The following is a 26,514-nucleotide window of genomic DNA, read 5'->3' as shown; positions in this document are numbered from 1 at the left end:
CTCTGCGCTAATCAAAGAAATCGCCGCACTTTTACCAAATATCGCAGCAAGCAATCACTTAGAGAGAATCGCAGTTAACCAGTTTGAGTGGATTGACGGAATTCATATTGCGGCATTTATTAATGTCAGTGGTCAGGTACTCAATCCACTGCATGATTAAGCCATCCAGCGCAAAGATCGAGAGAGCGAAAACCAGCAGCCACCCATATTTGCGAATCATTCCATCTCTCCCTTTCTTGCAACCATTTGCGGAAAATATACACGATTTTATGCTCAGGTAATGCCGATGAAAGCGCTATTTTAAGCGTCATTTCAGGCAATAAAAAAGGCGCTTACCCATGCCGGTCAGCGCCTTTTTATCAATGCCATTCACTGACGAATCAGTTCATGCCATATTTTTTCAGTTTTTTACGCAGTGTACCGCGGTTGATGCCCATCATCAGCGCCGCACGGGTCTGATTACCACGGGTGTATTGCATCACCATGTCCAACAGTGGCTGTTCTACTTCAGCCAGTACCAGCTCATAGAGGTCATTCACATCCTGACCGTTCAGTTGAGCAAAATAGTTCTTCAGTGCCTGTTTTACCGAGTCACGGAGCGGTTTTTGGGTTACCTGATCCTGAGAGTTAACGGTAGAAACGGTCAGTACGTCAGAATTTACGCGTTGTTCGAACATAGTTCTGTCAGCTCTTTATTTCTGTTTACGCAAAATTTTCGAAGTATGCCTCCAACGCCTCCAGCTGTTCGCTGGAATTCTCAATGGCGTTGAATGTGCGCCGAAACTGGTCATTTGGGGCGTGCTCCTGGAGATACCAGGAGACGTGTTTACGCGCGATTCGGTAACCTTTTGCCTGACCGTAAAAGTCATGCAGCTCCCGAACGTGAGCGCAAAGCAAGCGCTTAACCTCTGCCAGTGGCAGCGGAGCCAGCAGCTCCCCAGTGTCCAGATAGTGCTGGATTTCCCGAAAGATCCAGGGTCTTCCCTGAGCTGCGCGGCCTATCATCAGGGCATCCGCCCCCGTATAGTCGAGCACAGCTCTGGCTTTAAGCGGGTCAGTAATGTCGCCATTCGCGATAATCGGAATGGAAACTTTCTGCTTAACTGCCCGAATCGTGTCGTACTCAGCTTCTCCATTGAACAGACAGGCGCGGGTGCGTCCATGAATGGTCAGAGCCTGAATGCCACACTCTTCAGCCAGTTGGGCAATCTCTACGCAGTTACGGTGCTCAGGGGCCCAGCCTGTGCGAATCTTCAGGGTTACAGGAACATCCACTGCGCCAACCACCGCGGTGAGGATCGATTTCACCAAATCCGGGTGCTGCAACAGGGCGGAACCTGCAAGCTTGCGATTCACCTTTTTAGCCGGACAGCCCATATTGATATCAATAATTTGAGCGCCACTTTCCACATTAATACGTGCGGCTTGGGCCATCTCTTCGGGGTCGCTGCCCGCAATTTGCACGGTTCGAATACCGGGCTCATCAATGTGCACCATCCGCAGTCGTGATTTGTCGCTTTCCCAAACCTGCGGGTTAGACGACATCATCTCGGATACGGTTAAACCGGCCCCCATCTCATAACACAGCGTCCGGAATGGTCTGTCAGTAATGCCAGCCATGGGCGCTGCGATCAGGCGATTTCTAAGCTGGTGGTGTCCGATGCGCATGAGTTAAGAAATGACCATACTGTGACTGCAAGGCGGCGTATATTACGCATTTTTTGCACGAGATGAAAGGCCAAACTTTGAGCAATCGACTGTTGTAGATCAAGGAATAGCCAGTCGTGGAAGAGGAAACAGGCATTACATCATAATTTTCATTGGGTTATAGCAAAGCTAAAATTTTTAGCTTGCTGACAAATTCACGAGATTTATCGTTTTTAATGGGGCTATAAGCAGCATAACTGCTGATTTTTAAGCCAAAAAAAAGCGGATTTTGCGAACCCGCTCTCATTTTTATGCCGTTATTTTCGGGTTGCTATTCGATTACCAGCCGACCATAAAGCTGCTGTGTCGGACGGTTATTGGCATGCCCAATCGCAGATTTGAACTGGGCAAGCTGCTGGGCAGAGAGTGTCAGGGTGCGTTTCATCACCAGCCAGGTTACCCCTTCTGAGCAGGGCGGCGTAGTCAACGATCCGCTAAAGCGCCAGTAGGTCTTATCACGCGGCAGCAGCGCCGACATATCAATGCGCTGCGCCGTCAGCGCAGTAGAAGCTCCCCGCTCCGGGATATGCTGCCACAGCGCTGCCAGTTCTCGATTGGCTGCCCCTATTGCAAACAGCACCGCAACAACGGTGATATCGCCTTTCGCGGAGGTATGTACCAGATGCATCTCCAGCGGCGCATGTTTGCCATGTAGGGTGTGTTCACTGGGGGCGTGGAAGTGGAATTGCTGCAGGTGTGAGAGGGTGCCCATCAACTCAATAGTGTTGAGGTTATGGGTAAAGCTGGCTTGCAGCGTATGACCATTATTTATCAGGAGAGTAGGGCTTTCACGGTAGTGGCTTTTAAATGGCTTAAGGCGTGCAGTAACAATATTAGCAATATCAATTGGCGACTGGTTTTTACCGCTTTGGCAAGTCTGAAACTCCCGACTTAACTCACTCCAGTGCTCGGGTGACGTTGCGCCTTCATAACTCCAGTGAGCCGACCATGAGATGAGAGGAAACAGGCTTGCTATCGCAAGCGCTGTTTTTGCTATACGAAGTGACATATTATTCGTCCAATGAATGTTTAAAAATCAAAGCTTTGCCGTGTATGTTGCGACAGTGGCTAATTATAAACTTCGACGAAAATAAATCACTAAAGTATGTGTGGTTATTAAAAAACGTGGCCATTTGGCCACGTTTTAAGACTATTTTTTCTGACCGGTGATCCGGCACCACTCCTCTTTTTCAACCACCGGATCGAGGTTGAAAAGATCGGCGTAAGCCTCGCAGACGCTTTGCGCCTGGCTGGCAAGAATACCCGACAACCCGAGCAGACCGCCCGCAACAGGTAGAACACTAATTAGCGGTGCCAGCTCACGCAGCGGGCCGGCGAGGATATTCGCGACCACCACATCGGCTTTCATCTCCGCGGGCTGATCCTCCGGCAAATAGAGTTCAAGGCGGTCTGACACGCCATTGCGCTCGGCGTTATCGCGGCTCGCCTGGATCGCCTGCGGATCGATATCGATCCCAATCGCTTTCGCCGCGCCAAGCTTCAGGGCAGCGATCGCCAGAATACCGGAGCCGCAGCCAAAATCGATCACCGTTTTGCCCGCCAGATCGAGGCCGTCGAGCCACTGCAGGCAGAGTGACGTTGTCGGATGAGTGCCGGTGCCGAAAGCCAGGCCAGGATCGAGCATCACGTTGACGGCATTTTCATCCGGCACGTCGCGCCAGCTCGGGCAGATCCACAGCCGCTCGCCAAAGCGCATTGGGTGGAAGTTATCCATCCACTCGCGTTCCCAGTCTTTATCTTCCAGCTGCTCAATTTTGTGCGCGAAGCCTTCGCCCAGCAGCGGATGGAAAGCGAGTTGGGCCACTACCTCCGCCATCTCTGTTTCGGCGTCAAACAGGCCAATCACATCGGTATCGCCCCACAGGCGGGTCTCGCCCGGCAGTGGCTCAAACACGGGCGTATCGTGCGTGTCCTGAAAGGTAATGGAGACTGCGCCTGCTTCCATCAGAGCGTCGCTCAGATCTTCAGCATGCGCGCCGGTGGTGTTCAGTTTCAGTTGGATCCATGGCATGGCGTTACTCTTTATTGATTAGCAGAAAGGGAAGTAGCCTGCGGCACCGGGCGACCAAAACGGTTCCCGACCACGAAGGCCAGCAAACTCAGCAGCAGCGAGGGCACGATCGGATGAAAGCCCAGGTACTGAATATTCAGGGTGGCGAGCACGGCATACAGCACGCCGCCGACAATCATGGCGCTAAGCGCGCCTGCGGCACACGCGCGCTCCCAGTAAAGCCCCAGCACCAGCGGCCACAGGAACACGGCTTCAAGACCGCCGAAGGCCAGCAGGTTCAGCCAGATGATCATCTCCGGCGGACGCCATGCTGCCAGCATCATCAGCACGCCGAGGATCAGTGTGGTTGCCGTCGAAATACGCTTCAGGCGCGACTCATGACGAATTTTAGTCGGTTGGGCACTGAGCCACAGATCTTTAATGATGGTTGCTGAAGCCTGTAGCAGGTGGGCGTTGACGTTGGACATGATCGCCGCCATCGGCGCGGCGAGAAACAGCCCCGCCGCCCACGGTGGCAGCACTTCCACCATTAAGGTCGGGATCACCTGATCCGGCACCGAGAGATGCGGCAGCACCGCCCGGCCTAGCGCGCCCGCCAGGTGCATACCGAGCATTAATAGCGCAATCACAATGGTGCCGATAATAATGCCGCGATGCACCGATTTGCTGTCTTTATAAGAGATGCAGCGCACGGCGGTATGCGGCAGACCAATCACGCCGAAGCAGACCAGCACCCAGAAGGAGGTCATAAAGGCCGGAGTCAGGATGTCGCTTGCGCCGTGCGGGCTGACCAGTTTCGGGTCTATCTGCCGCAGGGTATCTACCGCATGATGCAGGCCGCCCGCCGCGTGGATCACGCCCGCCAGCAGAACAAGCGTGCCGATCAGCATCACCATTCCCTGCATGGTGTCGTTCAGTACGCTGGCACGAAAACCGCCAAAGGCAGTGTAAAGCGCAATGGTGATGCCGAAAATCAACAGGCCAGACTCATATTTGATGCCGGCTGCCGTCTCCAGCAGACGTGCGCCACCGATAAACTGCACGGCAATCGCCCCGACAAACGCCACCAGTAGACTGATGCTGGCGAGCCACACCACCGCCCGACTTTGATAGCGTGCCATCAGCATATCGTTAAGGGTGATAGCGTTATACCGGCGGGCAAGAATGGCAAATTTTTTGCCCAAAATACCGAGCGAGAGCCAGATGGTCGGGACCTGGATCATCGCCAGCAGTACCCAACCTAGACCAAATTTATAGGCAGCGCCCGGGCCGCCGATAAAGGAGCTGGCGCTGACATAGGTCGCCGTCAGGGTCATTGCCAGCACGAATCCGCCCATTGAGCGGCTACCGAGGAAATACTCGCTCAGAAAGGTGCCGCTGCTGCGCTGGCGCATGGCATAGAAGGAGAGGCCGAAAACGATGAACAGGTAGATCACCAGCACGGCGATAATTTCAGTTTGCATCCTTATCCTCCAGCGGGATATCACGGAAGATAAAACGCACCATCGCCCAGCAGAGCAGCACAAATACCAGCGGCGTTAACAGGCAGGCCATTTCAAACCAGTGGGGTAAACCGGTGATGCCCTGCGCCGAGTCCGGTAGGTAAGCACACACTAACCAGGCAGCAAGATAGAGAAGGGTCAGCCACAGCGCCCAGCGGGCCTCAGTGTGTGCCTGAACAAAACGGTTGTCCATTTTATTCCCTTGTGGATGAAGAAAGCGGGGATTGTACCTTAAGGAAAAGATGAGGGGAGAGAAAAAGAAAAAAGGCCGGAAGAACCGGCCTTTTGCGCGTCATCGCGATTATTTTTCCTGCAGACCGAGCTTCTTCTCCAGGTAGTGGATATTGGTTCCACCGTGCTGGAAGTTCTCGTCGGTCATAATGCGCATCTGCAGATCGACGTTGGTTTTAATCCCGTCGATAATCAGCTCCTGCAGCGCATTCTTCATGCGTGCAATTGCCACATCACGGCTCTCGCCGTAGCAGATGAGCTTGCCGATCATGGAGTCGTAATACGGCGGTACGGTATAACCGGCGTAGATATGCGATTCCCAACGCACGCCAAAACCACCTGGCGCATGGAAGCGCGTGATTTTGCCCGGGCTCGGCAGGAAGGTGTTGGGATCTTCGGCGTTAATACGGCATTCAACCGCATGGCCTTTGATCACCACCTCTTCCTGAGTGATGGAGAGCGGCTGACCGGCAGCGATACGCAGCTGCTCTTTAATCAGGTCAACGCCGGTGATCATTTCGGTTACCGGGTGCTCTACCTGAATACGGGTGTTCATCTCAATAAAGTAGAACTCGCCGTTCTCAAACAGGAACTCGAAGGTACCCGCGCCGCGATAGCCGATATCAACACAGGCTTTCGCACAACGCTCACCGATGTAGCGACGCAGTTCCGGCGTGATGCCCGGAGCCGGTGCCTCTTCAACCACTTTCTGGTGGCGACGCTGCATGGAGCAGTCACGCTCGGCCAGATAGATCGCGTTACCCTGACCATCCGCCAGCACCTGGATCTCGACGTGGCGAGGATTTTCCAGATACTTCTCCATGTAGACCATGTCGTTATTGAACGCCGCTTTCGCTTCCGCGCGGGTCATGGCAATGGACTGCGCCAGGTCGGCGTCTTTGCGCACAACGCGCATACCGCGACCGCCGCCGCCGCCGGAGGCTTTGATGATAACCGGGTAGCCGATGCGTTTTGCATGGGCGCGGTTAGCGTCAACGTCGTCGCCCAGCGGGCCGTCAGAGCCAGGTACGCAAGGTACGCCCGCTTTCTTCATCGCGTTGATTGCGGACACTTTGTCGCCCATCAGGCGGATGGTGTCAGCTTTCGGGCCGATAAAGATAAAGCCGGAGCGCTCAACCTGTTCAGCGAAGTTGGCGTTCTCAGAGAGGAAGCCATAACCCGGGTGAATCGCCACTGCGCCGGTGATTTCGGCCGCAGAAATGATCGCCGGGATATTCAAATAACTTTTAACGGACGGTGCCGGACCGATACAGACCGTTTCGTCCGCCAGTAATACGTGTTTTAAATCGCGATCCGCCGTGGAGTGCACAGCGACGGTCTTAATGCCCAGCTCTTTACAGGCACGAAGGATTCGCAGTGCGATCTCGCCGCGGTTGGCGATAACAATTTTATCCAGCATGTGCGCCTCGTTACTCGATGACGACCAGCGGCTCGTCAAATTCAACCGGTTGGCCACTCTCGACCAGAATGGCTTTCACCACGCCTGATTTATCGGCTTCGATCTGGTTCATCATTTTCATCGCTTCAACGATGCAGAGGGTGTCGCCCACGTTAACTTTCTGGCCAATTTCGATAAAGGCTTTCGCATCCGGGCTCGGGGTGCGATAGAAGGTTCCGACCATCGGGGAACGTACGATGTGACCACTGATTTCTGCTGCGGCTGCCGGTGCTTCTACTGTGGCTGTCGTCGCGACAGCGTTCGCCAGGGCAGGCTGTTGTTGCATCATCGGCGCGGCGTAAGCCTGCTGCATCATCGGGAAACTTGCGGCAGGCGCGCTGCGGCTGATGCGCACAGACTCTTCGCCTTCGGAAATTTCCAGTTCGGAGATGCCTGATTCTTCAACCAGCTCGATCAGTTTTTTAATCTTACGAATATCCATGAGTGGGTTCCGTACTCTTGTTTAGTGTGATTGTGACAGGCGTTTTACCGCCGTCTGTAAAGCGTATGAATAACCGTCCGCACCAAGCCCGCAGATAACGCCAACGGCAATATCCGAGAGATAAGAGTGGTGGCGGAACGGCTCCCGCGCATGTACATTGCTGAGGTGGATCTCGATAAACGGGATATTCACCGCCAGCAACGCATCACGGATAGCGACACTGGTGTGCGTAAACGCGGCCGGATTAATCAGGATGAAGTCAGTTACGTCTTTAGCCTGATGAATACGGTCGATGATTGCGTACTCCGCGTTTGACTGAAAATGCGTCAGTTCCACATTGAGCGACGCGCTTTCTGTTCTCAAAGAATTAACAATCTCTTCGAGCGTCAGCGTGCCGTACTTCTCCGGCTCCCGCGTACCGAGCATATTGAGGTTCGGTCCGTTCAACACCAGTATCTGGAACTTATCAGCCATTATGCTGCTATCTCCTGCGATTCTTCGGCAAAAAACAAAATATACCTTCGATTCTCGCTTGTCACCTTTTCGGAGCTTAAAAAAGTCCGATAAGCAAACCAAAGTCGCACATTATAACCATTTCGTTGCATTTGGCAGCTAAATACTGGTCTTATCTGAGAAGATTCTAATCCATGTTGCGGGAACGCGTCGCGAAAGGCGCTTTTTCTGCGGGGAACCGCGCAAAAATGGTGGCTAACGCCACCATTGGCGGAACTTCTTGTAACGTAAAGCTAACAATATCAGCGCGGCAGCCGCGTAGATAATGGGCTGTGGAGAGAGGATTTTCACCGACCAGAGGTAGTGAACAGGTGCGAGGATCGCCACCAGATAGACGAAGTTGTGCAATGTTTGCCAGCGTCTGCCCAGTTTACGCTGCGCCCACTGCGTCGAGGTAGCCGCCAGCGCCAGCAAGATCAGCCAACTGACTGCGCCAAGCGTTAAATAGGGGCGGGTGACCAGCTCCTGTCCCAGTAAAGCCAGGTTATTAATGCCCAGTTCCAGCAGCGTATAGCTGACCAAATGTAAGCTGGCCCACGCAAAACACCACAGCCCAAGCAGCCTGCGCGTGCGAATTAATAGCGGCTGCTTACCGTAGCGCGCCAGCGGAGCGACGAGCAGGCTGGCAAGCAGAAACTTCAACGCCATCCTGCCAGTGAAATGTTGGATATCTTTTGCCGGATCGGCGCTGAAGTAGCCCTGGTTCGCCGCCCAGAAGAGCCAGAGCAGCGGCAGGAAGCCGGCAAGATGTAGCGCCACTTTAAGCCATGTGATCTGTTTTGCCGTTAACCGCACTCAGAAGTTCTCCCGCAGATCGAGACCGCGATAGAGGGAAGCCACCTCTTCACCGTAGCCATTAAACAGCAGCGTCGGCTGGCGTTTCACATCCAGCGCGCCGCCCGAGCCGATAAACCGCTCCGTGGCCTGCGACCAGCGGGGGTGATCGACGTGCGGGTTCACATTGGCATAGAAGCCATACTCATTTGGCGCGGAGAGGTTCCATGTCGTTGGCGGGCGCTGGCTGGTAAGCTTGATACTGACAATAGACTTAATGCCTTTGAAGCCATATTTCCACGGCACGGTGAGACGGATCGGCGCACCATTCTGCGGCGGCAGCGCTTTGCCATACACACCAACGGTAAGCAGCGTAAGCGGATGCATCGCTTCATCTATACGCAACCCTTCTACATACGGGTAGGCCAGCCCGCCACCAATAAAGCGATCCTTCTGGCCCGGCATCTCATCGGGCGCATAACGTGTTTCAAAGGCGACATACTTCGCTTTGCTGGTGGGTTCCACCAGCGCCAGCAATTTATGCAGCGGAAAGCCTATCCACGGCACCACCATTGACCAGGCTTCCACGCAGCGCATGCGATAAATACGCTCCTCCAGCGGAAAGCGTGAGGTCAATGCCGCGTGATCGAGCGTCAGCGGTTTCGCCACTTCGCCATCAATGGTCAACGTCCAGGGATCGGTCTTCATGCTGCCGGCATTGGCGGCAGGATCGGCCTTATCCAGACCGAACTCATAAAAGTTGTTGTAGCCGGTCACTTTCTCTTCCGGCGTCAACGGTAATTTACTCTGCCATTCGGCAGGCTGGGTGAAGGTCAGTGGTTTGCCGGCAGGCGCTTTCGGACGATCATTGCCTTTAAACCAGTCAAGAAGGTCGGCGTGCGCAAGTGAAGGGAGGGTGGCGGCCGTGGCTCCAATACCCAGCATCTTTAATACCTGCCGACGCTGCATAAAAAAGATAGATTCCGCGGTGACATCTGCTTCTGTTAATTTTCTCTTCATAACATCCTCTGAAAGCGTCGCGGCTGGCGTAGGGGAAACTACGTTATCGCGAAGAAGAGTAAGTTAGCAATTAGTGAAAATTGCGTGTTAAAGCCATTCTTTAAGCTTATTGATGATTGGAAAAAAATTTCTGAAGACTATACTCGCTGGGTGAAACGGTGTGCCATTTTTGGGCTTCACCGCAGCGCGCGCGTGTCGCGGCGAAGCGAAAAAGTTAGTACTTACTATATTGACCCCATTCAGGCGATATCGTTCTGTTCTTTACCCGCGCGGAGTTAAATCAGGGATGCGATTAACGACGAAATTTAGTGCTTTTGTAACACTTCTGACCGGGCTTGCGATTTTTATGACCCTGGTCGGCTGTTCACTCAGCTTTTATAACGCGATACAGGATAAAGTTGCCAATCGTGTACAGGCCGTCGCCGCCGTTATCGATACCCGCCTGATCTTCACACCCTTTCCGCGCCTATCAACACAGCTCGATGAGATGATGGTGCCTGTAGACATCACCTCGATTGAGATTAAGCAGGGGCGCCATACCCTTTTAAGCCATACGCGCAAAGGGAGCTATCGCCCGGCGGGCAGTAACTACGCCACGCGCGAGATTGAGGTGCCGTCGATGAAGATCCCCGGCGTCACCTTTACGCTGGTCTATCAGGACCCGATGGCCAACTACTTCCGCTCCATGATGACCACCGCGCCGCTGACGGTGGCGATTGGTTTTATGATCGTCATCATCTTCCTCGCTGTGCGCTGGCTGCGACGGCAGCTCTCCGGGCAGGAGCTGCTGGAACTGCGGGCGACACGTATTCTTAACGGCGAGCGCGGTGCGCAGGTGCGCGGCAGTATCTATGAGTGGCCATCGCGTACCAGCAGTGCGCTGGACGTGCTATTAACCGACATCCAATTTGCCAGCGATCAGCGCAGCCGCATGGATACGCTGATCCGCTCTTACGCGGCGCAGGACACGCGCACCGGCCTCAATAACCGCCTCTTTTTTGATAATCAGCTGGCAACACTTTTAGAAGATCAGGAGAAGGTCGGCTCGCACGGCGTGGTGATGATGATCCGCCTGCCCGATTTTGATCTGCTACGCGACAGCGACGGTCTGGCCTCCGCCGCCGAAGAGTACCTCTTTACGCTTATCAACTTACTCTCCACCTTTATTATGCGTTACCCCGGCGCGCTGCTGGCGCGCTATCACCGCAGCGACTTCGCGGTTCTTCTTCCGCACCGCACATTAAAGGAAGCGGAGAGCATCGCAGGGCAGATCCTGAAAGCGGTGGATGGCTTGCCGCCGACCAGGATGTTGACCCGAGAAGATATTATGCATATCGGCATTTGTAGCTGGCGCGGCGGGCAGTCGACCCGCCAGGTGATGGAGCATGCGGAAGCGGCGGCGCGCAATGCGGTACTGCAGGGCACCAACAGCTGGTCGGTTTATGACGACTCGTTACCCGAACAGGGGCGCGGCAACGTACGCTGGCGCACACTGATTGAGCAGATGCTGAGCCGCGGCGGGCCGCGCGTCTACCAGAAGCCGGCGGTTAACCGCGACGGGCAAGTGCATCACCGGGAGCTGATGTGCCGCATTTTCGACGGCGAACAGGAGGTGATCGCCGAAGAGTATATGCAGATGGTGCTGCAATTTGGCCTGTCAGAGGAGTATGACCGGCTGCAGATCACGCGTTTAATGCCGTTCCTCGGCTACTGGCCGGAGGAGAACCTTGCCATTGAGGTGACCGTCGAGTCGCTGATCCGCCCGCGCTTCCAGCGCTGGCTGCGCGATACCTTGATGCAATGCGAAAAATCGCAACGCAAACGGATTATTTTTGAACTTGCAGAGGCGGATGTTTGTCAACACATCAGCCGATTGCAGTCGGTCGTGCGATTGATCAACGGATTAGGCGCGCGCGTGGCGGTGGTTCAGGCGGGTCTGACCCTGGTCAGCACCAGCTGGATTAAAGCCCTGGATGTCGAGTTGCTGAAGCTGCATCCGGGCCTGGTCAGGAACATTGAAAAGCGTACCGAAAACCAGCTACTGGTGCAGAGCCTTGTTGAAGCGTGTAAAGGCACACGAACCCGCGTCTTTGCGACCGGCGTTCGCACGCGTGGCGAATGGCAGATGCTGGTGGAGCGAGGCGTTGCGGGCGGACAGGGCGATTTCTTCGCGGCGTCCCAACCGCTCGACACCAATGTGAAAAAATATTCACAAAGATACTCGGTTTGAACTGCTGTTTGAGTCGTTTTCACGTAGAATAACGCGCGCTGCCGTGGTTGGGGGGCGAGCGAGCCTGCCCGCCAGATTGTTGCAGTAAAAATGCCGGTTTGACCTTTGCCAGCTTGCAGGCGCAACGCGCCGGAACGACGGCTTTTTACGCTTTTGGACAGAGTCATGTCGTTTTGCAACAAAGGAAACAAACTGCACTAATTTTCACCGTAGCTGAGACTTCTTGTGCCTTGTCGCTGCTGCGTGTGGTTGGTAAAGTAAGCGGATTTTTCTTTCCGCCCCAGCTTTCAGGATTATCCCTTAGTATGTTGAAAAAATTTCGTGGCATGTTTTCCAATGACCTGTCCATTGACCTGGGTACCGCGAATACCCTGATTTATGTAAAAGGACAAGGCATCGTACTGAATGAGCCTTCCGTAGTGGCCATTCGCCAGGATCGTGCCGGTTCACCGAAAAGCGTGGCCGCAGTCGGTCATGAAGCGAAGCAGATGCTTGGTCGTACGCCGGGCAACATCGCTGCAATCCGCCCGATGAAAGATGGCGTAATTGCTGACTTCTTCGTCACTGAAAAGATGCTGCAGCACTTTATCAAACAGGTACACAGCAACAGCTTTATGCGCCCAAGCCCGCGCGTACTGGTCTGTGTGCCGGTTGGCGCAACGCAGGTTGAACGCCGCGCGATCCGCGAATCTGCACAGGGCGCTGGCGCTCGTGAAGTTTTCCTGATTGAAGAGCCGATGGCCGCCGCGATTGGCGCGGGTCTGCCGGTTTCCGAAGCGACCGGTTCGATGGTCGTTGATATCGGTGGTGGTACCACCGAAGTCGCCGTTATCTCCTTAAACGGCGTGGTTTACTCCTCCTCTGTCCGCATCGGCGGCGACCGCTTCGACGAAGCGATCATTAATTATGTGCGCCGTAACTACGGCTCGCTGATTGGTGAAGCCACTGCAGAACGTATCAAGCATGAAATCGGCTCTGCCTATCCGGGCGACGAAGTGCGCGAAATCGAAGTGCGCGGTCGTAACCTGGCAGAAGGTGTACCGCGTGGTTTCACCCTGAACTCCAACGAAATCCTTGAAGCCCTGCAGGAGCCGCTGACCGGCATCGTCAGTGCGGTAATGGTCGCACTGGAGCAGTGCCCGCCGGAGCTGGCATCCGATATCTCGGAGCGCGGTATGGTTCTGACCGGCGGTGGCGCGCTGCTGCGTAACCTCGATCGTCTGCTGATGGAAGAGACGGGCATTCCTGTGGTAGTGGCAGAAGATCCCCTGACTTGCGTAGCGCGTGGCGGCGGCAAGGCGCTGGAAATGATCGATATGCACGGCGGCGACTTGTTCAGCGAAGAGTAATCCGCGTCAGATACGGAGCCTCGCGCTCCGTATCTGTCTGGCCTGAGAATACGCAAAGCCTATGAAGCCAATTTTTAGCCGTGGCCCGTCACTGCAGATTCGCCTGTTCCTGGCGGTTTTGGTGGCGCTTGGAGTCATCATCGCCGACAGCCGCCTCGGTACGTTCAGCCAGATCCGGACGTACATGGATACGGCCGTCAGCCCTTTCTATTTTATTTCTAACGGTCCCCGCGAATTATTAGACAGTGTGTCGCAAACGCTGGCCTCGCGCGATCAGCTCGAGCTTGAAAACCGGGCGCTGCGCCAGGAGCTGCTGCTGAAAAACAGCGAGCTGCTGATGTTAGGGCAGTACAAGCAGGAGAACGCGCGGCTGCGCGAACTGCTCGGCTCGCCGCTGCGTCAGGATGAGCAAAAAATGGTCACCCAGGTGATCTCAACGGTTAACGATCCCTACAGCGATCAGGTGGTTATCGATAAAGGCAGCGTCAATGGCGTTTACGAAGGCCAGCCGGTAATCAGCGATAAAGGCGTTGTCGGCCAGGTGATTGCGGTTGCGAAAATGACCAGCCGCGTGCTGCTGATTTGTGACGCGACCCACGCGCTGCCGATCCAGGTGCTGCGCAACGATATCCGCGTCATTGCTGCCGGTAACGGCTGTACTGACGATCTCCAGCTTGAGCATCTGCCAGCCAATACCGACATTCGTGTGGGTGATGTGCTGGTGACCTCTGGCCTCGGTGGGCGTTTCCCGGAAGGCTATCCGGTTGCGGTGGTCTCGTCGGTGAAACTCGATACCCAGCGTGCGTACACGGTGATTCAGGCGCGTCCAACCGCTGGTCTGCAACGTTTACGTTACCTGCTGCTGCTCTGGGGCTCCGATCGCAATGGCGCAAACCCGCGTACGCCGGAAGATGTTCACCGCGTGGCGAACGAGCGTCTGCTGCAGATGATGCCGCAGGTGTTGCCTTCTCCGGATACCATGGGGCCGCCTGCACCGATGCCCGCGCCGGCGACCGGTTTAACGCAGCCGATGCCGCAACAATCGTCGGGAGGGCAGTAGTGGCAAGTTACCGTAGCCAGGGGCGCTGGGTCATCTGGCTCTCGTTTTTCATTGCGCTATTGCTTCAAATCATGCCCTGGCCGGATGATATCATCGTCTACCGGCCAAACTGGGTGCTGCTGATTCTGCTCTACTGGATCCTCGCCCTGCCGCACCGCGTAAATGTCGGTACGGGTTTCGCGATGGGTGCCATACTGGATCTCATTAGCGGGTCCACCCTCGGCGTTCGGGCGCTCTCCCTGAGCATCGTCGCCTATCTGGTCGCACTGAAATTTCAGTTATTTCGTAATCTGGCGCTCTGGCAACAGGCGCTGGTGGTAATGTTGTTGTCGCTGGCAACAGAAGTGATTGTCTTCTGGGCCGAATTTTTGGTGATCAACGTCTCGTTCAAACCAGAAATTTTCTGGAGCAGCCTGGTTAATGGCGTGCTCTGGCCGTGGATCTTCCTGCTTATGCGTAAGATCCGTCAGCAGTTTGCGGTGCAATAAAGGTTGATATGACAGCTATCTGGCTTGCTTCTGGTTCTCCCCGCCGTCAGGAATTGCTGACGCAGCTTGGCATCTCTTTCGAGCGTATTGTTCCGGGTATTGAGGAGCAGCGGCAGGCCGGCGAGAGCGCTATGCAGTACGTGGCGCGACTGGCGCGGGAAAAAGCGCTGGCGGGCGTGGCGATGGTATCGCGCGATCTGCCGGTGCTGGGTGCCGACACCATTGTCATATTAAATGGTGAAGTGCTTGAAAAACCGCAAGACTCCTCGCATGCTGCCACAATGCTGCGTCAACTCTCCGGACAGACTCACCAGGTGATGACCGCCGTCGCTATTGCGGACCGTGAGCAGATGCTGGAGTGTCTGGTGGAAACCGAAGTGACCTTCAGAGCGTTATCAGAAAAGGATATTGCCGACTATGTAGCGAGCGGGGAACCGCTGGATAAAGCCGGTGCGTATGGTATTCAGGGGCTGGGCGGCTGCTTTGTCAGGAAAATTAACGGGAGCTATCACGCTGTCGTAGGCTTGCCGCTGGTAGAAACCTTTGAATTGCTGAGCAATTTCAACGCAGTGCGTGAAGGAAGAGATAATCATGACGGCTGAATTACTGGTCAACGTTACACCATCGGAAACGCGTGTTGCCTATATTGATGGCGGCATCCTGCAGGAAATTCACATCGAGCGCGAAGCACGGCGCGGGATAGTAGGCAATATCTACAAAGGTCGGGTCAGCCGGGTGCTACCGGGTATGCAGGCGGCTTTTGTAGATATTGGTCTGGAAAAGGCGGCGTTTCTACACGCCTCCGACATTATGCCGCACACCGAATGCGTTGCCGGTGAAGAGCAGAAAAACTTTACCGTGCGCGATATCTCTGAGCTCGTGCGCCAGGGCCAGGACCTGATGGTGCAGGTGGTGAAAGATCCTCTCGGCACCAAAGGCGCGCGTCTCACCACTGACATCACTTTACCCTCCCGTTACCTGGTCTTTATGCCGGGCGCTGCCCACGTTGGCGTCTCCCAGCGCATTGAGAGCGAAGCCGAGCGCGATCGCCTGAAACAGGTAGTGGCGAGCTACTGCGATGAGCAGGGCGGGTTTATCATTCGTACCGCCGCCGAAGGGGTTTGTGAAGAGGATCTCGCCTCTGATGCGGCCTACCTGAAGCGTGTCTGGACGAAGGTGATGGAGCGCAAAAAGCGCCAGCAGACGCGTTATAAACTCTATGGCGAGCTGGCCTTAGCCCAGCGCGTCCTGCGCGATTTCGCCGATGCCCATCTCGACCGAATCCGCGTCGATTCGCGTCTGACTTTTGAAGCGCTGCTGGAGTTTACCGCAGAGTACATCCCGGAGATGACCAGTAAGCTTGAGCACTACAGCGGCCGCCAGCCGATCTTCGACCTCTTTGATGTCGAGAACGAAATCCAGCGCGCGCTGGAGCGCAAAGTCGAGCTAAAATCGGGCGGCTACCTGATCATCGATCAAACCGAAGCGATGACCACCGTTGATATCAACACCGGCGCGTTTGTCGGCCATCGCAATCTCGACGACACCATTTTTAATACCAACATCGAAGCCACCCAGGCGATTGCCCGCCAGCTGCGGCTGCGCAATCTCGGCGGCATTATCATCATCGACTTTATCGATATGAATAATGAGGATCACCGCCGCCGCGTGCTGCACTCGCTGGAGCAGGCGCTGAGCAAAGACCGGGTGAAAACCAGCATCAACGGTTTCTCCCAGCTTGGCCTGGTGGAGATGACCCGCAAACGCACCCGCGAAAGCGTTGAACATGTGCTGTGCAACGAGTGTCCTACCTGTCACGGGCGCGGCACGGTAAAGACGGTCGAAACGGTGTGCTATGAAATCATGCGCGAAATCGTGCGTGTGCATCATGCCTATGACTCCGATCGCTTCCTGGTCTACGCCTCTCCGGCCGTAGCGGAAGCGCTGAAGAGCGAAGAGTCTCATGCGCTGGCGGAAGTAGAGATCTTCGTCGGTAAGCAGGTCAAAGTGCAAATCGAGCCGCTCTATAATCAGGAGCAGTTTGACGTAGTCATGATGTAGTTTGCAGCCATGCTGCGAAACAAGCGGGTCTGATTGGTGTGACAAGGAGAGAGGCGTGAGGCGACTGCCGGGGATATTACTGCTTACAGGCGCGACGCTGATCGTTATCGCGGCGCTGCTGGTAAGCGGGCTGCGCCTTGTGTTACCCCACCTTAATGAGTGGCGCGAGCCGATCCTGGCGCGCATCTCTGCACAAACTGGGCTTCCCATTAAGGCCAGCGAGTTTCAGGCGCGCTGGCAAACCTTCGGCCCGGAGCTGGAGGTACGCGATATTCACGCCACGCTGAAAGATGGTGGCAGCGTTGAGGTAAAGCGCGTTACCTTGGCGCTCGATGTCTGGCAGAGCCTGCTCCATCTGCGCTGGCAGTTTCGCGATCTCACCTTTTACCAACTCGCGGTTAACAGCAACACCCCGCTTGAGAGCAGCGAAGAGGGTAATACCCTCGGCAAAGATCGCATCAGCGATCTCTTTTTGCGCCAGTTCGATCACTTCGATCTGCGCGACAGCCGCATCAGTTTTTTAACCCCTTCCGGTCAACGCGCCGAACTGGCGATCCCGCAGCTTACCTGGCTTAACGGCGACGATCGTCACCGTGCCGAAGGGCAGGTGAGTCTCACCAGCCTCACCGGGCAGCATGGCGTGATGCAGGTGCGCATGGATCTGCGCGATGACAACGGCCTGCTGAATAATGGTCGCGTCTGGCTACAAGCCGATGATATTGACGTTAAACCGTGGCTCAGCCAATGGATGCAGGATAAGGTCGCGCTCACCTCAGCCCGCTTCAGCCTTGAAGGGTGGATGACGCTCAACAAAGGCGAAATTGAAAGCGGCGATGTGTGGCTGAAAAAAGGCGGTGCCAGTTGGCTGGGGAATAACACCCCCCATCGCCTGAGCGTCGACAACCTGACCACCCATATCAGCCGGCAGAAAGCGGGCTGGCAGTTTGACGTGCCGGTAACACGTATTGCAATTGATGATAAGCCCTGGTCGCAGGGGGCGCTCAGCTTCGCCTGGGTCCCGGCGCGGGAAGCGAAAGAGGCGAGCGATGAGCTACGCGTTCGCGCCACCAACCTCGAACTGAACAGCCTCGACGGGTTGATGCCGATAGCGCAGAAGATTTCCCCGGCGATGTATGACATCTGGAACACCTTGCAACCGGCGGGCAAACTCGAGCGCCTGGCGGTCGACATTCCGTTAAAAACGCCGGAAAAGAGCCGCTTCCAGGCGCGCTGGCAGGATCTGAGCTGGCATCAGTGGAAGCTGCTGCCCGGTATGGAGCACTTCGCCGGTACGCTTGAGGGGAGCGTTGAAAACGGGCGCTTAACCGCCGACATTTCCAGGGCCAGGATGCCGTATGAGACGGTCTTTCGCGCGCCGCTGGAGATCGAAAAGGGGCTGGCTACGCTCAACTGGCAGAAGAGTGACCAGGGCTTCCAGCTGGACGGGCGCAATATTGATGTGCAGGCCACTGGGCTGCACGCGCGCGGGGATTTCCGTTATCTGCAACCTGAAGGCCAGGAGCCGTGGCTCAGCATTCTGGCCGGGATCAACGTCTCCGACGCCGGGCAGGCGTGGCGTTACTTCCCGGAAAACCTGATGGGCAAAGCGCTGGTGGATTACCTCAGCGGCGCGATCAAAGCCGGGCAGACGGAAAACGCCACGCTGGTCTTCGCTGGTAACCCGAGTCTCTTCCCCTTTAAGCACAATGAAGGGCAGTTCGAAGTGCTGGTGCCGCTGCGCAATGCCACCTTTGCTTTCCAGCCGGACTGGCCAGCGCTGCAAAATCTCAATATTAGCCTCGACTTCCTCAATGACGGTTTATGGATGAAGAGCGATAAGGTAATGCTCGGCGGCGTGACCGCCAGTAATCTGGCTGCCGCCATCCCGGATTACATCAAAGAGAAGCTGATCATTGATGCCGATATCAACGGGCCGGGCAAAGCGGTCGGCCCCTATTTTAAAGAAACGCCTCTGCATGACTCGCTCGGCAGTGCCTTAGATGAGCTGCAAATTGACGGCGATGTGAGTGCTCGCTTACATCTTGATATCCCGCTCGACGGCAAGATGACGCTGGCTAAGGGCGAAGTCGCGCTAAAGAACAATTCGCTGTTTATTAAGCCCATCAGCAGCACGCTGAAAAACCTTAACGGCAAATTCAGCTTTGAGAATGGCAACCTGAAGAGCGAGCCGCTGACCGCCACCTGGTTTAATCAGCCGCTGAACGTCGATTTCACCACTACCGAGGGCGCTAAAGCCTATGAGGTAGCGGTGAATCTCAACGGTAACTGGCAGCCATCGCGTACCGGCGTGCTGCCGGAGCAGCTTAATAATGCGTTGCGCGGGAACGTGACGTGGAAAGGGGATGTTGGCGTGACGCTGCCTTACCGTGGCGAGGCGAGCTATAAGGTCAACCTGGCAGGCGATCTGGCTAATATCGCCAGCACCTTGCCGCCGCCGCTTGAAAAGCGGGCAGGCCATGCGCTGCCGGTGAAGGTAAAAGTGAACGGCAACCTGCACAGCTTTGAACTGGCCGGCAATGCGGGCGCAGATAATCACTTCAACAGCCGCTGGCTGCTCGGCAGCAAGCTGGCGCTCGATCGTGGCATCTGGACCTCAGAGAGTAAAACTACGCCGCCGCTGCCGGAGCAGAGCGGGCTGGAGCTAAACCTGCCGCCGTTGGACGGCGCGCAGTGGCTGGCGCTCGTTAATCAGGGGGCAGCGAGCCATGTCAGCAGCAGCGCTTCGCTACCGTCACGCATTACGCTGCGCACGCCCGCGCTGACGCTTGGCGGGCAGCAGTGGAATAACCTGAGCATCGTCTCGCAGCCGCAGTTTTCCGGCACCACTATTGAGGCGCAGGGCCGCGAGCTCAACGCCACGCTCAAGATCAGTGACAACGCGCCGTGGCAGGCCGATATTCGTTACCTCTACTACAACCCGGCGAGCGCCGCGAAGACGAAGGATATCTCTTCGCCAACCACGCTTTTTAGCGAACAGCAGCGCATCGATTTCAGCGGCTGGCCCGATCTGCAACTGCGCTGTAAAGAGTGCTGGCTGTGGGGGCAAAAGTATGGCCGTATCGAGGGCGATTTTGCGATTAAAGGCGATACGCTGACGCTGGCAAATGGTCTGGTCGACAGCGGCGTCGCGCGCCTCACCGCCGACGGCGAGTGGGTGAACCGCGCGGGCGGCGGGCGCACGTCCATTAAGGGGATCCTGCGCGGCGACAAGCTCGATTCGGCGATGGGCTTCTTCGGTGTGCCGACGCCGGTGCGCGACGCGCCGTTCAACGTCAATTACGACCTCCACTGGCGCAGCGCGCCGTGGCAGCCGCAGGAAGCGTCCCTTAACGGCATCCTGCGCACGCGCCTCGGTAAAGGCAAAATCGACGATATCAGCACCGGTCATGCCGGGCAGATCCTGCGCCTCTTCAGCGTCGATTCACTGCTGCGTAAGCTGCGCTTTGATTTCAGTGACACCTTCAGTAATGAAGGCTTCTGGTTTGACTCCATTCGCAGCACGGCGTGGATCAAAGATGGCGTCCTGCACACCGATGACACGCTGGTCGATGGCCTGGAAGCGGATATCGCGATGAAAGGCTCGGTGGATCTGGTGCGCCGCCAGCTTGATGTTGAAGCGGTGGTGGCACCGGAGATCTCCGCGACCGTTGGCGTGGCGGCGGCGTTTGCCGTGAACCCGATTGTCGGCGCGGCGGTGTTCGCGGCCAGTAAAGTGCTGGGTCCGCTGTGGAATAAAGTCTCCATTTTGCGTTATCGCATTACCGGTCCGGTAGACCAACCGCAGATCAACGAAGTGATGCGCCAGCCGCGCACCGACAAAAAGCAATGATTTGACGGCATCAGCGAATTGCCTCAAGCTCCTTATATCGCACTTTTTTATTGCCCGATGTGGCGGCAACGATGAGAAAACATGATGAGTCTTAATCTGGTGAGTGAACAACTGCTGGCAGCGAATGGCCTGAATCATCAGGATCTGTTTGCCATTCTCGGTCAACTGACCGCGCGTCGTCTTGACTACGGCGACCTCTATTTCCAGTCGAGCTATCACGAATCCTGGGTTTTAGAAGACCGCATCATTAAAGATGGTTCGTACAATATTGACCAGGGCGTGGGCGTACGCGCCATCAGCGGCGAGAAAACCGGTTTTGCTTATGCAGACCAGATCAGCCTGCTGGCGTTAGAGCAGAGCGCGCAGGCCGCGCGCACCATCGTCCGCGAAGAGGGCGACGGTAAAGTCAAAACCCTCGGTGCGGTCGAACATCACAGCCTCTACACCAGCATCGATCCGCTGCAGAGCATGAGCCGCGAAGAGAAGCTCGATATCCTGCGCCGCGTCGATAAAGCGGCGCGCGCTGCCGATAAGCGCGTGCAGGAAGTGACCGCCAGCCTGACCGGCGTCTATGAACTGATTCTGGTGGCGGCGACGGACGGCACGCTGGCGGCGGATGTGCGTCCGCTGGTACGTCTCTCTGTTAGCGTCCAGGTTGAAGATGAGGGTAAACGCGAGCGCGGTGCCAGCGGCGGCGGCGGTCGTTTCGGTTACGACTGGTTCCTGCAAGAGGTGGATGGCGAAGTGCGCGCTGACGCCTGGGCGCATGAAGCGGTACGTATGGCGCTGGTGAACCTCTCCGCCATTGCCGCGCCTGCCGGCACGCTGCCGGTAGTGCTGGGCGCGGGCTGGCCGGGTGTGCTGCTGCATGAGGCGGTAGGTCACGGCCTGGAAGGGGATTTCAACCGCCGCGGTACTTCCGTGTTCAGCGGCCAGATGGGCCAGTTGGTGGCCTCCGAGCTCTGCACCGTGGTTGATGACGGCACTATCGCCGATCGCCGTGGTTCAGTCGCCATCGACGATGAGGGGACGCCGGGCCAGTACAATACGCTGATCGAAAACGGCGTGCTGAAAGGCTATATGCAGGACAAGATGAACGCGCGTCTGATGGGCATGAAGCCGACCGGTAACGGGCGTCGTGAGTCGTATGCCCATCTGCCGATGCCGCGTATGACCAACACCTATATGCTGGCGGGCAAATCAACGCCGCAGGAGATTATTGAATCCGTGGAGTACGGCATCTATGCGCCGAACTTCGGCGGCGGCCAGGTGGATATCACCTCCGGTAAGTTCGTCTTCTCCACCTCCGAGGCGTACCTGATTGAAAAAGGCAAAGTGACCAGGCCGGTTAAAGGCGCGACCCTGATTGGCTCCGGCATCGAAGCGATGCAGCAAATCTCCATGGTCGGCAACGATCTGAAGCTTGATAACGGCGTTGGCGTCTGCGGCAAAGAGGGGCAGAGCCTGCCGGTTGGCGTGGGTCAACCGACGCTGAAGGTCGACAACCTGACCGTTGGCGGCACGGCCTAAGCTATACTGTTCACCCTCTTTCGCGCAGAGAGGGTGAATGCTTTCACACCCTGCGCCCCTGCATGCTCTGGTAGACCTTCGCCACCCCGATAAAGTAATCCGTCAAATAGTTGATACAGACCTGCACTTTCAGCGGCAGCTTATCTTTTTGCGTATAGAGCGCATAAACCGGGCGCGGGTCCGACTGGTAGCGCGGGAGCAGGATCTCAAGCTGGCCGCTGTTGATCTCATCGATCACCCACATTAACGGCACATAAGCGATCCCGGCACCGGCGGTTAACCAGCGGGTTAAGGTCATCGGATCGTTGGTGACAAACCGCCCCTGTGGGATCAGGCGGGTGGCGATCCCTTCCGGGGCCACCAGCTCAAACTCATTATCCGGACGTACGCTGTACTCCAGCCACGAGTGGTTCACCATATCAGCAGGTTTTTCCGGCGTGCCGTACTGGGCGAGATAGTTTTTGGCCGCGCAGACCACCATCGGCATCGTGCCAAGGCGGCGGGAGAAGAGGCTGGAGTCCTGCAACGCGCCAACGCGGATCACCACATCCAGACCGTCGGCGATAAGATCCGGCGCGGGGATGCCCGTCACCAGATTCACCGACAAACCCGGGTGCTCTTTCAGCATCTCGGCGGTCATTTTTGCCAGCACATTTTGCGCCATGGTTGAAGAGCTACCGATGCGCAGCGTGCCGATGGGGGTATTGTTAAAAGCGTAGAGCTGCTCGTGCACATCCTGCACCTCATGGAGCATCCTGCGACAGCCCTGATAGTAGATCTTTCCTGCTTCGGTCAGCCCGATACTGCGCGTGCTGCGGTTCAGCAGCTTAACCTGTAGCTCATCCTCCAGCTTCGCCACGGTCTGGCTGATGGATGAAACGCTCATTTGTAGCTGGCGGGCAGCGGCGGTAAAGGAGCCCAGTTCCACCACTTTGGCGAACACCGACATGCGTTTTAAACGTTCCATTATTCACTCTGACTTAAAAGTGATTTAGATCACATAATATAGATAACAGCATAACAGTTACGTTAATATACTATCTATCAATAATATTCACGTCACTCTCGCCTGGCTCTCCTTGCCCTTTCCTGCGGTGGCGTACGAACGATTTATCACCTGCAAGCGTAAAAAAAACCAAGGTCAACATGAGTCTGTTTCCCGTCATCGTGGTGTTCGGTTTGTCGTTCCCACCGATTTTTTTCGAGCTGATTTTGTCGCTGGCGATTTTCTGGCTGGTGCGTCGGATGCTGGTCCCGACCGGGATCTACGATTTTGTCTGGCATCCTGCGCTGTTTAACACCGCGCTCTATTGCTGCCTGTTTTACCTGCTGTCGCGTTTATTTGTTTGAGGTAGAAGTGAAAACACTAACAAGAAATATTACCCGTACCGCGATCACCGTAGCGCTGGTCATTCTGGCGTTCATCGCTATTTTCCGCGCCTGGGTTTACTACACTGAATCCCCCTGGACGCGTGATGCGCGCTTCACCGCCGATGTGGTGGCGATCGCTCCGGATGTCACCGGGCTGGTCACCAGCGTTGATGTCCACGATAACCAGTTGGTCAAACAGGGGCAGGTGCTCTTCACCATCGACCAGCCGCGCTACCAAAAAGCGCTTGAGCAGGATGAAGCCGATGTCGCTTATTACCAGGCTTTAGTCAATGAGAAGCGACGCGAAGCCGGCCGCCGCAACCAGTTAGGCATCCAGGCGATGTCGCGCGAAGAGATAGATCAGGCGAATAACACCCTGCAAACCGAACTGCATCAGTTAGCGAAAGCGCAGGCGACGCGCGATCTGGCGAAGCTCGATCTCGAACGCACCATCATTCGCGCTCCGGCCGATGGCTGGGTGACCAACCTTAATGTTTACGCCGGTGAGTTCATTACGCGCGGTTCCACCGCCGTGGCGCTGGTGAAGCAGAACAGCTTCTATGTGCTGGCCTATATGGAAGAGACCAAGCTTGAGGGCGTACGCGCCGGTTACCGCGCCGAGATCACACCGTTAGGCAGCAATCAGGTGCTGAAGGGCACTGTCGACAGCGTCGCCGCCGGGGTGACTAACTCCAGCAGCACCAATGACAGCAAAGGGATGGCGACCGTCGACTCCAACCTCGAATGGGTTCGTCTGGCGCAGCGCGTGCCGGTGCGCATCCGTCTGGATAAACAGCAGGGCAACCTGTGGCCGGCAGGCACCACCGCAACCGTCGTGGTCACCGGCAAAACCGATCGCGACGCCAGCCAGGATTCGCTGTTTCGTAAAATCGCCCACCGTCTGCGTGAGCTGGGGTAATCGCTATGGGGCTGTTCTCTATCGCCAGCCAGCATCTGCGCTTTGCCTGCAAACTGGCCGGCGCGGTGGTACTGGCGCTGTTTGTTGGCTTTCACTTCCAGCTTGAGACGCCGCGCTGGGCAGTGCTGACCGCGGCGATTGTTGCCGCCGGGCCCGCTTTTGCGGCGGGCGGCGAGCCATACTCCGGCGCGATCCGCTACCGTGGCATGTTACGTATCGCCGGAACCTTTATTGGCTGTATCGCCGGGCTGACCATCATTATTATGCTGATCCGCACACCGCTGCTGATGCTGTTGGTGAGCTGTATCTGGGCGGGTTTTTGTACATGGGTCTCCTCGCTGATACGCGTTGAGAACTCCTACGCCTGGGGGCTGGCGGGCTACACGGCGCTGATCATTGTTATTACCATTGAGCCTAACCCGCTGCTGGCACCGCAATATGCCGTCGAGCGCTGTAGTGAGATTGTGGTGGGGATTTTGTGCGCGATTGTCGCCGATCTGCTCTTCTCGCCGCGCTCGGTGAAGCAGGTGATTGACCGGGAGCTCGACAGCCTGCTGGTGGCGCACTATCAGCTGATGCAGCTCTGTATCAAGCATGGTGACAGTGAGGAGGTGGATGCCGCCTGGGCGGCGCTGGTTCGCCGCACCGCCGGGCTGGACGGGATGCGCAGCAACCTGAAGATAGAATCCTCCCGCTGGGGGCTGGCGAACCGCCGTCTGAAGGTAATTAACACCCTCTCGCTGACGCTGATTACGCAGGCATGCGAGACCTACCTGATTCAGAACACGCGCCCGGAGCTAATCACCGATACCTTTCGCGAGCTGTTCGACGAGCCGGTCGAAACGGTTCAGGACGTGCACCGGCAGTTAAAACGCATGCGCCGGGTGATTATCTGGACCGGCGAGCGCGACACGCCGGTGACGCTCTACAGCTGGGTCGGCGCGGCGACGCGTTATCTGCTGCTTAAGCGCGGCGTGATTGGCAATACCAAAATCAGCGCCGTTGAAGAGGAGGTGCTGCAGGGCGAAGCGGTAGTGAAAGCGGAATCCGCCGAGCGCCACCATGCGATGATTAACTTCTGGCGCACCACGCTCTCCTGCGCCCTCGGCACGCTCTTCTGGCTGTGGACCGGCTGGACCTCCGGCAGCGGAGCGATGGTGATGATCGCCGTTGTCACTTCACTGGCGATGCGGCTGCCCAATCCGATTATGGTGGCGAAAGATTTCGTCTACGGCATGCTGTGGGCATTACCGATAGGTGCGCTCTACTTCCTGGTGATACTCCCGGCCACGCAGCAAAGTATGCTGCTGCTCTGTATCAGCCTTGCGGTGCTGGCCTTCTTTATTGGTATTGAAGTGCAGAAGCGGCGGCTGGGATCGATGGCGACGCTGGCGGGCACCATTAATATTCTGGTGCTGGATAACCCGATGACCTTTAAGTTCAGCTTCTTCCTCGACAGCGCGCTGGGGCAGCTGGTGGGCGTAGTACTGGCGATAACGGTGATCCTGCTGGTGCGCGATAACTCGCAGGCGCGCACCGGGCGCGTGCTGCTTAACCAATTTGTTTCGGCAGCGGTCTCGGCGATGACCACCAACACCGCCCGACGTAAAGAGAACCATCTCCCGGCGCTCTATCAACAGCTCTTCTTATTACTGAATAAGTTCCCCGGCGACGTGGCGAAGTTCCGCCTCGCGTTAACGCTGATCATTGCCCACCAGCGCCTACGCGATGCGCCGATACCAATCAATGACGATCTATCGGCGTTCCACCGGCAGCTGCGCCGCACCGCCTCACAGGTGATCGCCGCGGGATCCGATACCAAACGGCATCGCTACTTTACCCAGTTGCTGGAGGAGCTGGCGGTGTATCAGCAGAAACTGCGCGAGTGGAATGCCTCGCCGCAGGTGACGGAGCCGGTCGAGCGGCTAACCGGCATGTTGCATAAGTATCAACACGCGCTAACCAGCAATTAATGA

General features: G+C 56.4%; 24 protein-coding genes. 11 read left to right on the top strand and 13 right to left on the bottom strand.

Annotated elements, in window-relative coordinates:
* Nucleotides 1-58: 58 nt before the first annotated feature.
* The 12 genes from HF650_RS21485 to msrP all read right to left on the bottom strand — a co-directional run bounded on the left by HF650_RS21485 (nt 59) and on the right by msrP (nt 9,680).
* The gene (locus HF650_RS21485) at nt 59-220 is read right to left on the bottom strand and encodes a DUF2556 family protein (protein WP_187800293.1); all 162 of its coding nucleotides are present in this window, start codon (nt 218-220) and stop codon (nt 59-61) included.
* A gap of 160 nt (nt 221-380) precedes the next feature.
* Nucleotides 381-677 carry a DNA-binding transcriptional regulator Fis gene (gene fis, locus HF650_RS21480; RefSeq protein ID WP_000462905.1) on the bottom strand — a complete coding sequence of 99 codons (297 nt, stop codon included), beginning with the start codon at nt 675-677 and terminating at the stop codon, nt 381-383.
* A 25-nt stretch (nt 678-702) separates the two neighbouring features.
* Complete coding sequence (gene dusB / locus HF650_RS21475) at nt 703-1,668, bottom strand: tRNA dihydrouridine synthase DusB (RefSeq protein WP_187800292.1); 966 nt, start codon at nt 1,666-1,668, stop codon at nt 703-705.
* A gap of 310 nt (nt 1,669-1,978) precedes the next feature.
* Entirely contained in the window at nt 1,979-2,716 is a 738-nt protein-coding gene (locus HF650_RS21470; protein ID WP_187800291.1) for a carbonic anhydrase family protein, read from the bottom strand.
* Nucleotides 2,717-2,857: 141 nt separating this feature from the next.
* Nucleotides 2,858-3,739 carry a 50S ribosomal protein L11 methyltransferase gene (gene prmA, locus HF650_RS21465; protein WP_187800290.1) on the bottom strand — a complete coding sequence of 294 codons (882 nt, stop codon included), beginning with the start codon at nt 3,737-3,739 and terminating at the stop codon, nt 2,858-2,860.
* A gap of 11 nt (nt 3,740-3,750) precedes the next feature.
* Nucleotides 3,751-5,202, bottom strand: coding sequence for a sodium/pantothenate symporter (gene panF, locus HF650_RS21460; protein ID WP_187800289.1), 1,452 nt, complete (start codon nt 5,200-5,202; stop codon nt 3,751-3,753).
* Nucleotides 5,192-5,434, bottom strand: coding sequence for a YhdT family protein (locus tag HF650_RS21455; protein WP_187800288.1), 243 nt, complete (start codon nt 5,432-5,434; stop codon nt 5,192-5,194). The genes panF and HF650_RS21455 overlap by 11 nt, the downstream gene beginning before the upstream one ends.
* A 108-nt stretch (nt 5,435-5,542) precedes the next feature.
* Complete coding sequence (accC, locus tag HF650_RS21450; protein WP_124967160.1) at nt 5,543-6,892, bottom strand: acetyl-CoA carboxylase biotin carboxylase subunit; 1,350 nt, start codon at nt 6,890-6,892, stop codon at nt 5,543-5,545.
* Nucleotides 6,893-6,902: 10 nt separating this feature from the next.
* Nucleotides 6,903-7,373, bottom strand: coding sequence for an acetyl-CoA carboxylase biotin carboxyl carrier protein (gene accB / locus HF650_RS21445; protein WP_187800287.1), 471 nt, complete (start codon nt 7,371-7,373; stop codon nt 6,903-6,905).
* Between the two features lie 21 nt (nt 7,374-7,394).
* The gene (gene aroQ / locus HF650_RS21440; protein ID WP_187800286.1) at nt 7,395-7,847 is read right to left on the bottom strand and encodes a type II 3-dehydroquinate dehydratase; all 453 of its coding nucleotides are present in this window, start codon (nt 7,845-7,847) and stop codon (nt 7,395-7,397) included.
* A 234-nt stretch (nt 7,848-8,081) separates the two neighbouring features.
* Nucleotides 8,082-8,681: a protein-methionine-sulfoxide reductase heme-binding subunit MsrQ gene (gene msrQ / locus HF650_RS21435; protein WP_187800285.1), complete on the bottom strand. Its 600-nt coding sequence runs from the start codon at nt 8,679-8,681 to the stop codon at nt 8,082-8,084.
* Nucleotides 8,682-9,680: a protein-methionine-sulfoxide reductase catalytic subunit MsrP gene (gene msrP, locus HF650_RS21430; protein ID WP_187800284.1), complete on the bottom strand. Its 999-nt coding sequence runs from the start codon at nt 9,678-9,680 to the stop codon at nt 8,682-8,684.
* Between the two features lie 286 nt (nt 9,681-9,966).
* Here msrP and csrD point away from each other — a divergent pair, with 286 nt between their 5' ends.
* From csrD to tldD, 8 genes are all read left to right on the top strand, one after another.
* Nucleotides 9,967-11,910: an RNase E specificity factor CsrD gene (gene csrD / locus HF650_RS21425; protein WP_187800283.1), complete on the top strand. Its 1,944-nt coding sequence runs from the start codon at nt 9,967-9,969 to the stop codon at nt 11,908-11,910.
* Nucleotides 11,911-12,215: 305 nt separating this feature from the next.
* Nucleotides 12,216-13,259: a rod shape-determining protein MreB gene (mreB, locus tag HF650_RS21420; protein WP_006818047.1), complete on the top strand. Its 1,044-nt coding sequence runs from the start codon at nt 12,216-12,218 to the stop codon at nt 13,257-13,259.
* Nucleotides 13,260-13,320: 61 nt separating this feature from the next.
* Nucleotides 13,321-14,319, top strand: a complete 999-nt coding sequence (gene mreC, locus HF650_RS21415; protein WP_023480946.1) for a rod shape-determining protein MreC — start codon at nt 13,321-13,323, stop codon at nt 14,317-14,319.
* On the top strand, nt 14,319-14,807 hold the full coding sequence (gene mreD, locus HF650_RS21410; RefSeq protein WP_187800282.1) for a rod shape-determining protein MreD: 489 nt from the start codon (nt 14,319-14,321) through the stop codon (nt 14,805-14,807). The genes mreC and mreD overlap by 1 nt, the downstream gene beginning before the upstream one ends.
* A gap of 8 nt (nt 14,808-14,815) precedes the next feature.
* Nucleotides 14,816-15,409: a nucleoside triphosphate pyrophosphatase gene (locus tag HF650_RS21405; protein ID WP_187800281.1), complete on the top strand. Its 594-nt coding sequence runs from the start codon at nt 14,816-14,818 to the stop codon at nt 15,407-15,409.
* Entirely contained in the window at nt 15,399-16,868 is a 1,470-nt protein-coding gene (gene rng, locus HF650_RS21400; protein WP_094422286.1) for a ribonuclease G, read from the top strand. The genes HF650_RS21405 and rng overlap by 11 nt, the downstream gene beginning before the upstream one ends.
* 55 nt (nt 16,869-16,923) lie before the next feature.
* Nucleotides 16,924-20,718 (top strand): AsmA2 domain-containing protein YhdP, encoded by a 3,795-nt coding sequence (gene yhdP, locus HF650_RS21395; RefSeq protein ID WP_187800280.1) that lies wholly within the window; start codon nt 16,924-16,926, stop codon nt 20,716-20,718.
* 84 nt (nt 20,719-20,802) lie between these two features.
* Nucleotides 20,803-22,248 (top strand): metalloprotease TldD, encoded by a 1,446-nt coding sequence (gene tldD / locus HF650_RS21390; protein WP_187802784.1) that lies wholly within the window; start codon nt 20,803-20,805, stop codon nt 22,246-22,248.
* 43 nt (nt 22,249-22,291) lie between these two features.
* Here tldD and aaeR read toward each other — a convergent pair whose 3' ends face one another.
* Nucleotides 22,292-23,215: an HTH-type transcriptional activator AaeR gene (aaeR, locus tag HF650_RS21385; protein WP_187800279.1), complete on the bottom strand. Its 924-nt coding sequence runs from the start codon at nt 23,213-23,215 to the stop codon at nt 22,292-22,294.
* A gap of 179 nt (nt 23,216-23,394) precedes the next feature.
* Between aaeR and aaeX the strand changes: the two genes are divergently transcribed.
* Genes aaeX through aaeB form a run of 3 tightly spaced genes read left to right on the top strand, consistent with a single transcriptional unit; the run spans nt 23,395 to nt 26,511 of the window.
* Nucleotides 23,395-23,598, top strand: a complete 204-nt coding sequence (gene aaeX, locus HF650_RS21380) for a p-hydroxybenzoic acid efflux pump operon protein AaeX (RefSeq protein WP_187800278.1) — start codon at nt 23,395-23,397, stop codon at nt 23,596-23,598.
* A 7-nt stretch (nt 23,599-23,605) separates the two neighbouring features.
* Complete coding sequence (aaeA, locus tag HF650_RS21375) at nt 23,606-24,538, top strand: p-hydroxybenzoic acid efflux pump subunit AaeA (RefSeq protein ID WP_187800277.1); 933 nt, start codon at nt 23,606-23,608, stop codon at nt 24,536-24,538.
* Between the two features lie 5 nt (nt 24,539-24,543).
* Nucleotides 24,544-26,511 (top strand): p-hydroxybenzoic acid efflux pump subunit AaeB, encoded by a 1,968-nt coding sequence (aaeB, locus tag HF650_RS21370; RefSeq protein WP_187800276.1) that lies wholly within the window; start codon nt 24,544-24,546, stop codon nt 26,509-26,511.
* Nucleotides 26,512-26,514: the final 3 nt, after the last annotated feature.

The sequence above is a fragment of the Kosakonia sp. SMBL-WEM22 genome (assembly GCF_014490785.1).
GTDB lineage: Bacteria > Pseudomonadota > Gammaproteobacteria > Enterobacterales > Enterobacteriaceae > Kosakonia.
This window is presented reverse-complemented; position numbering and strand designations above follow the sequence as displayed.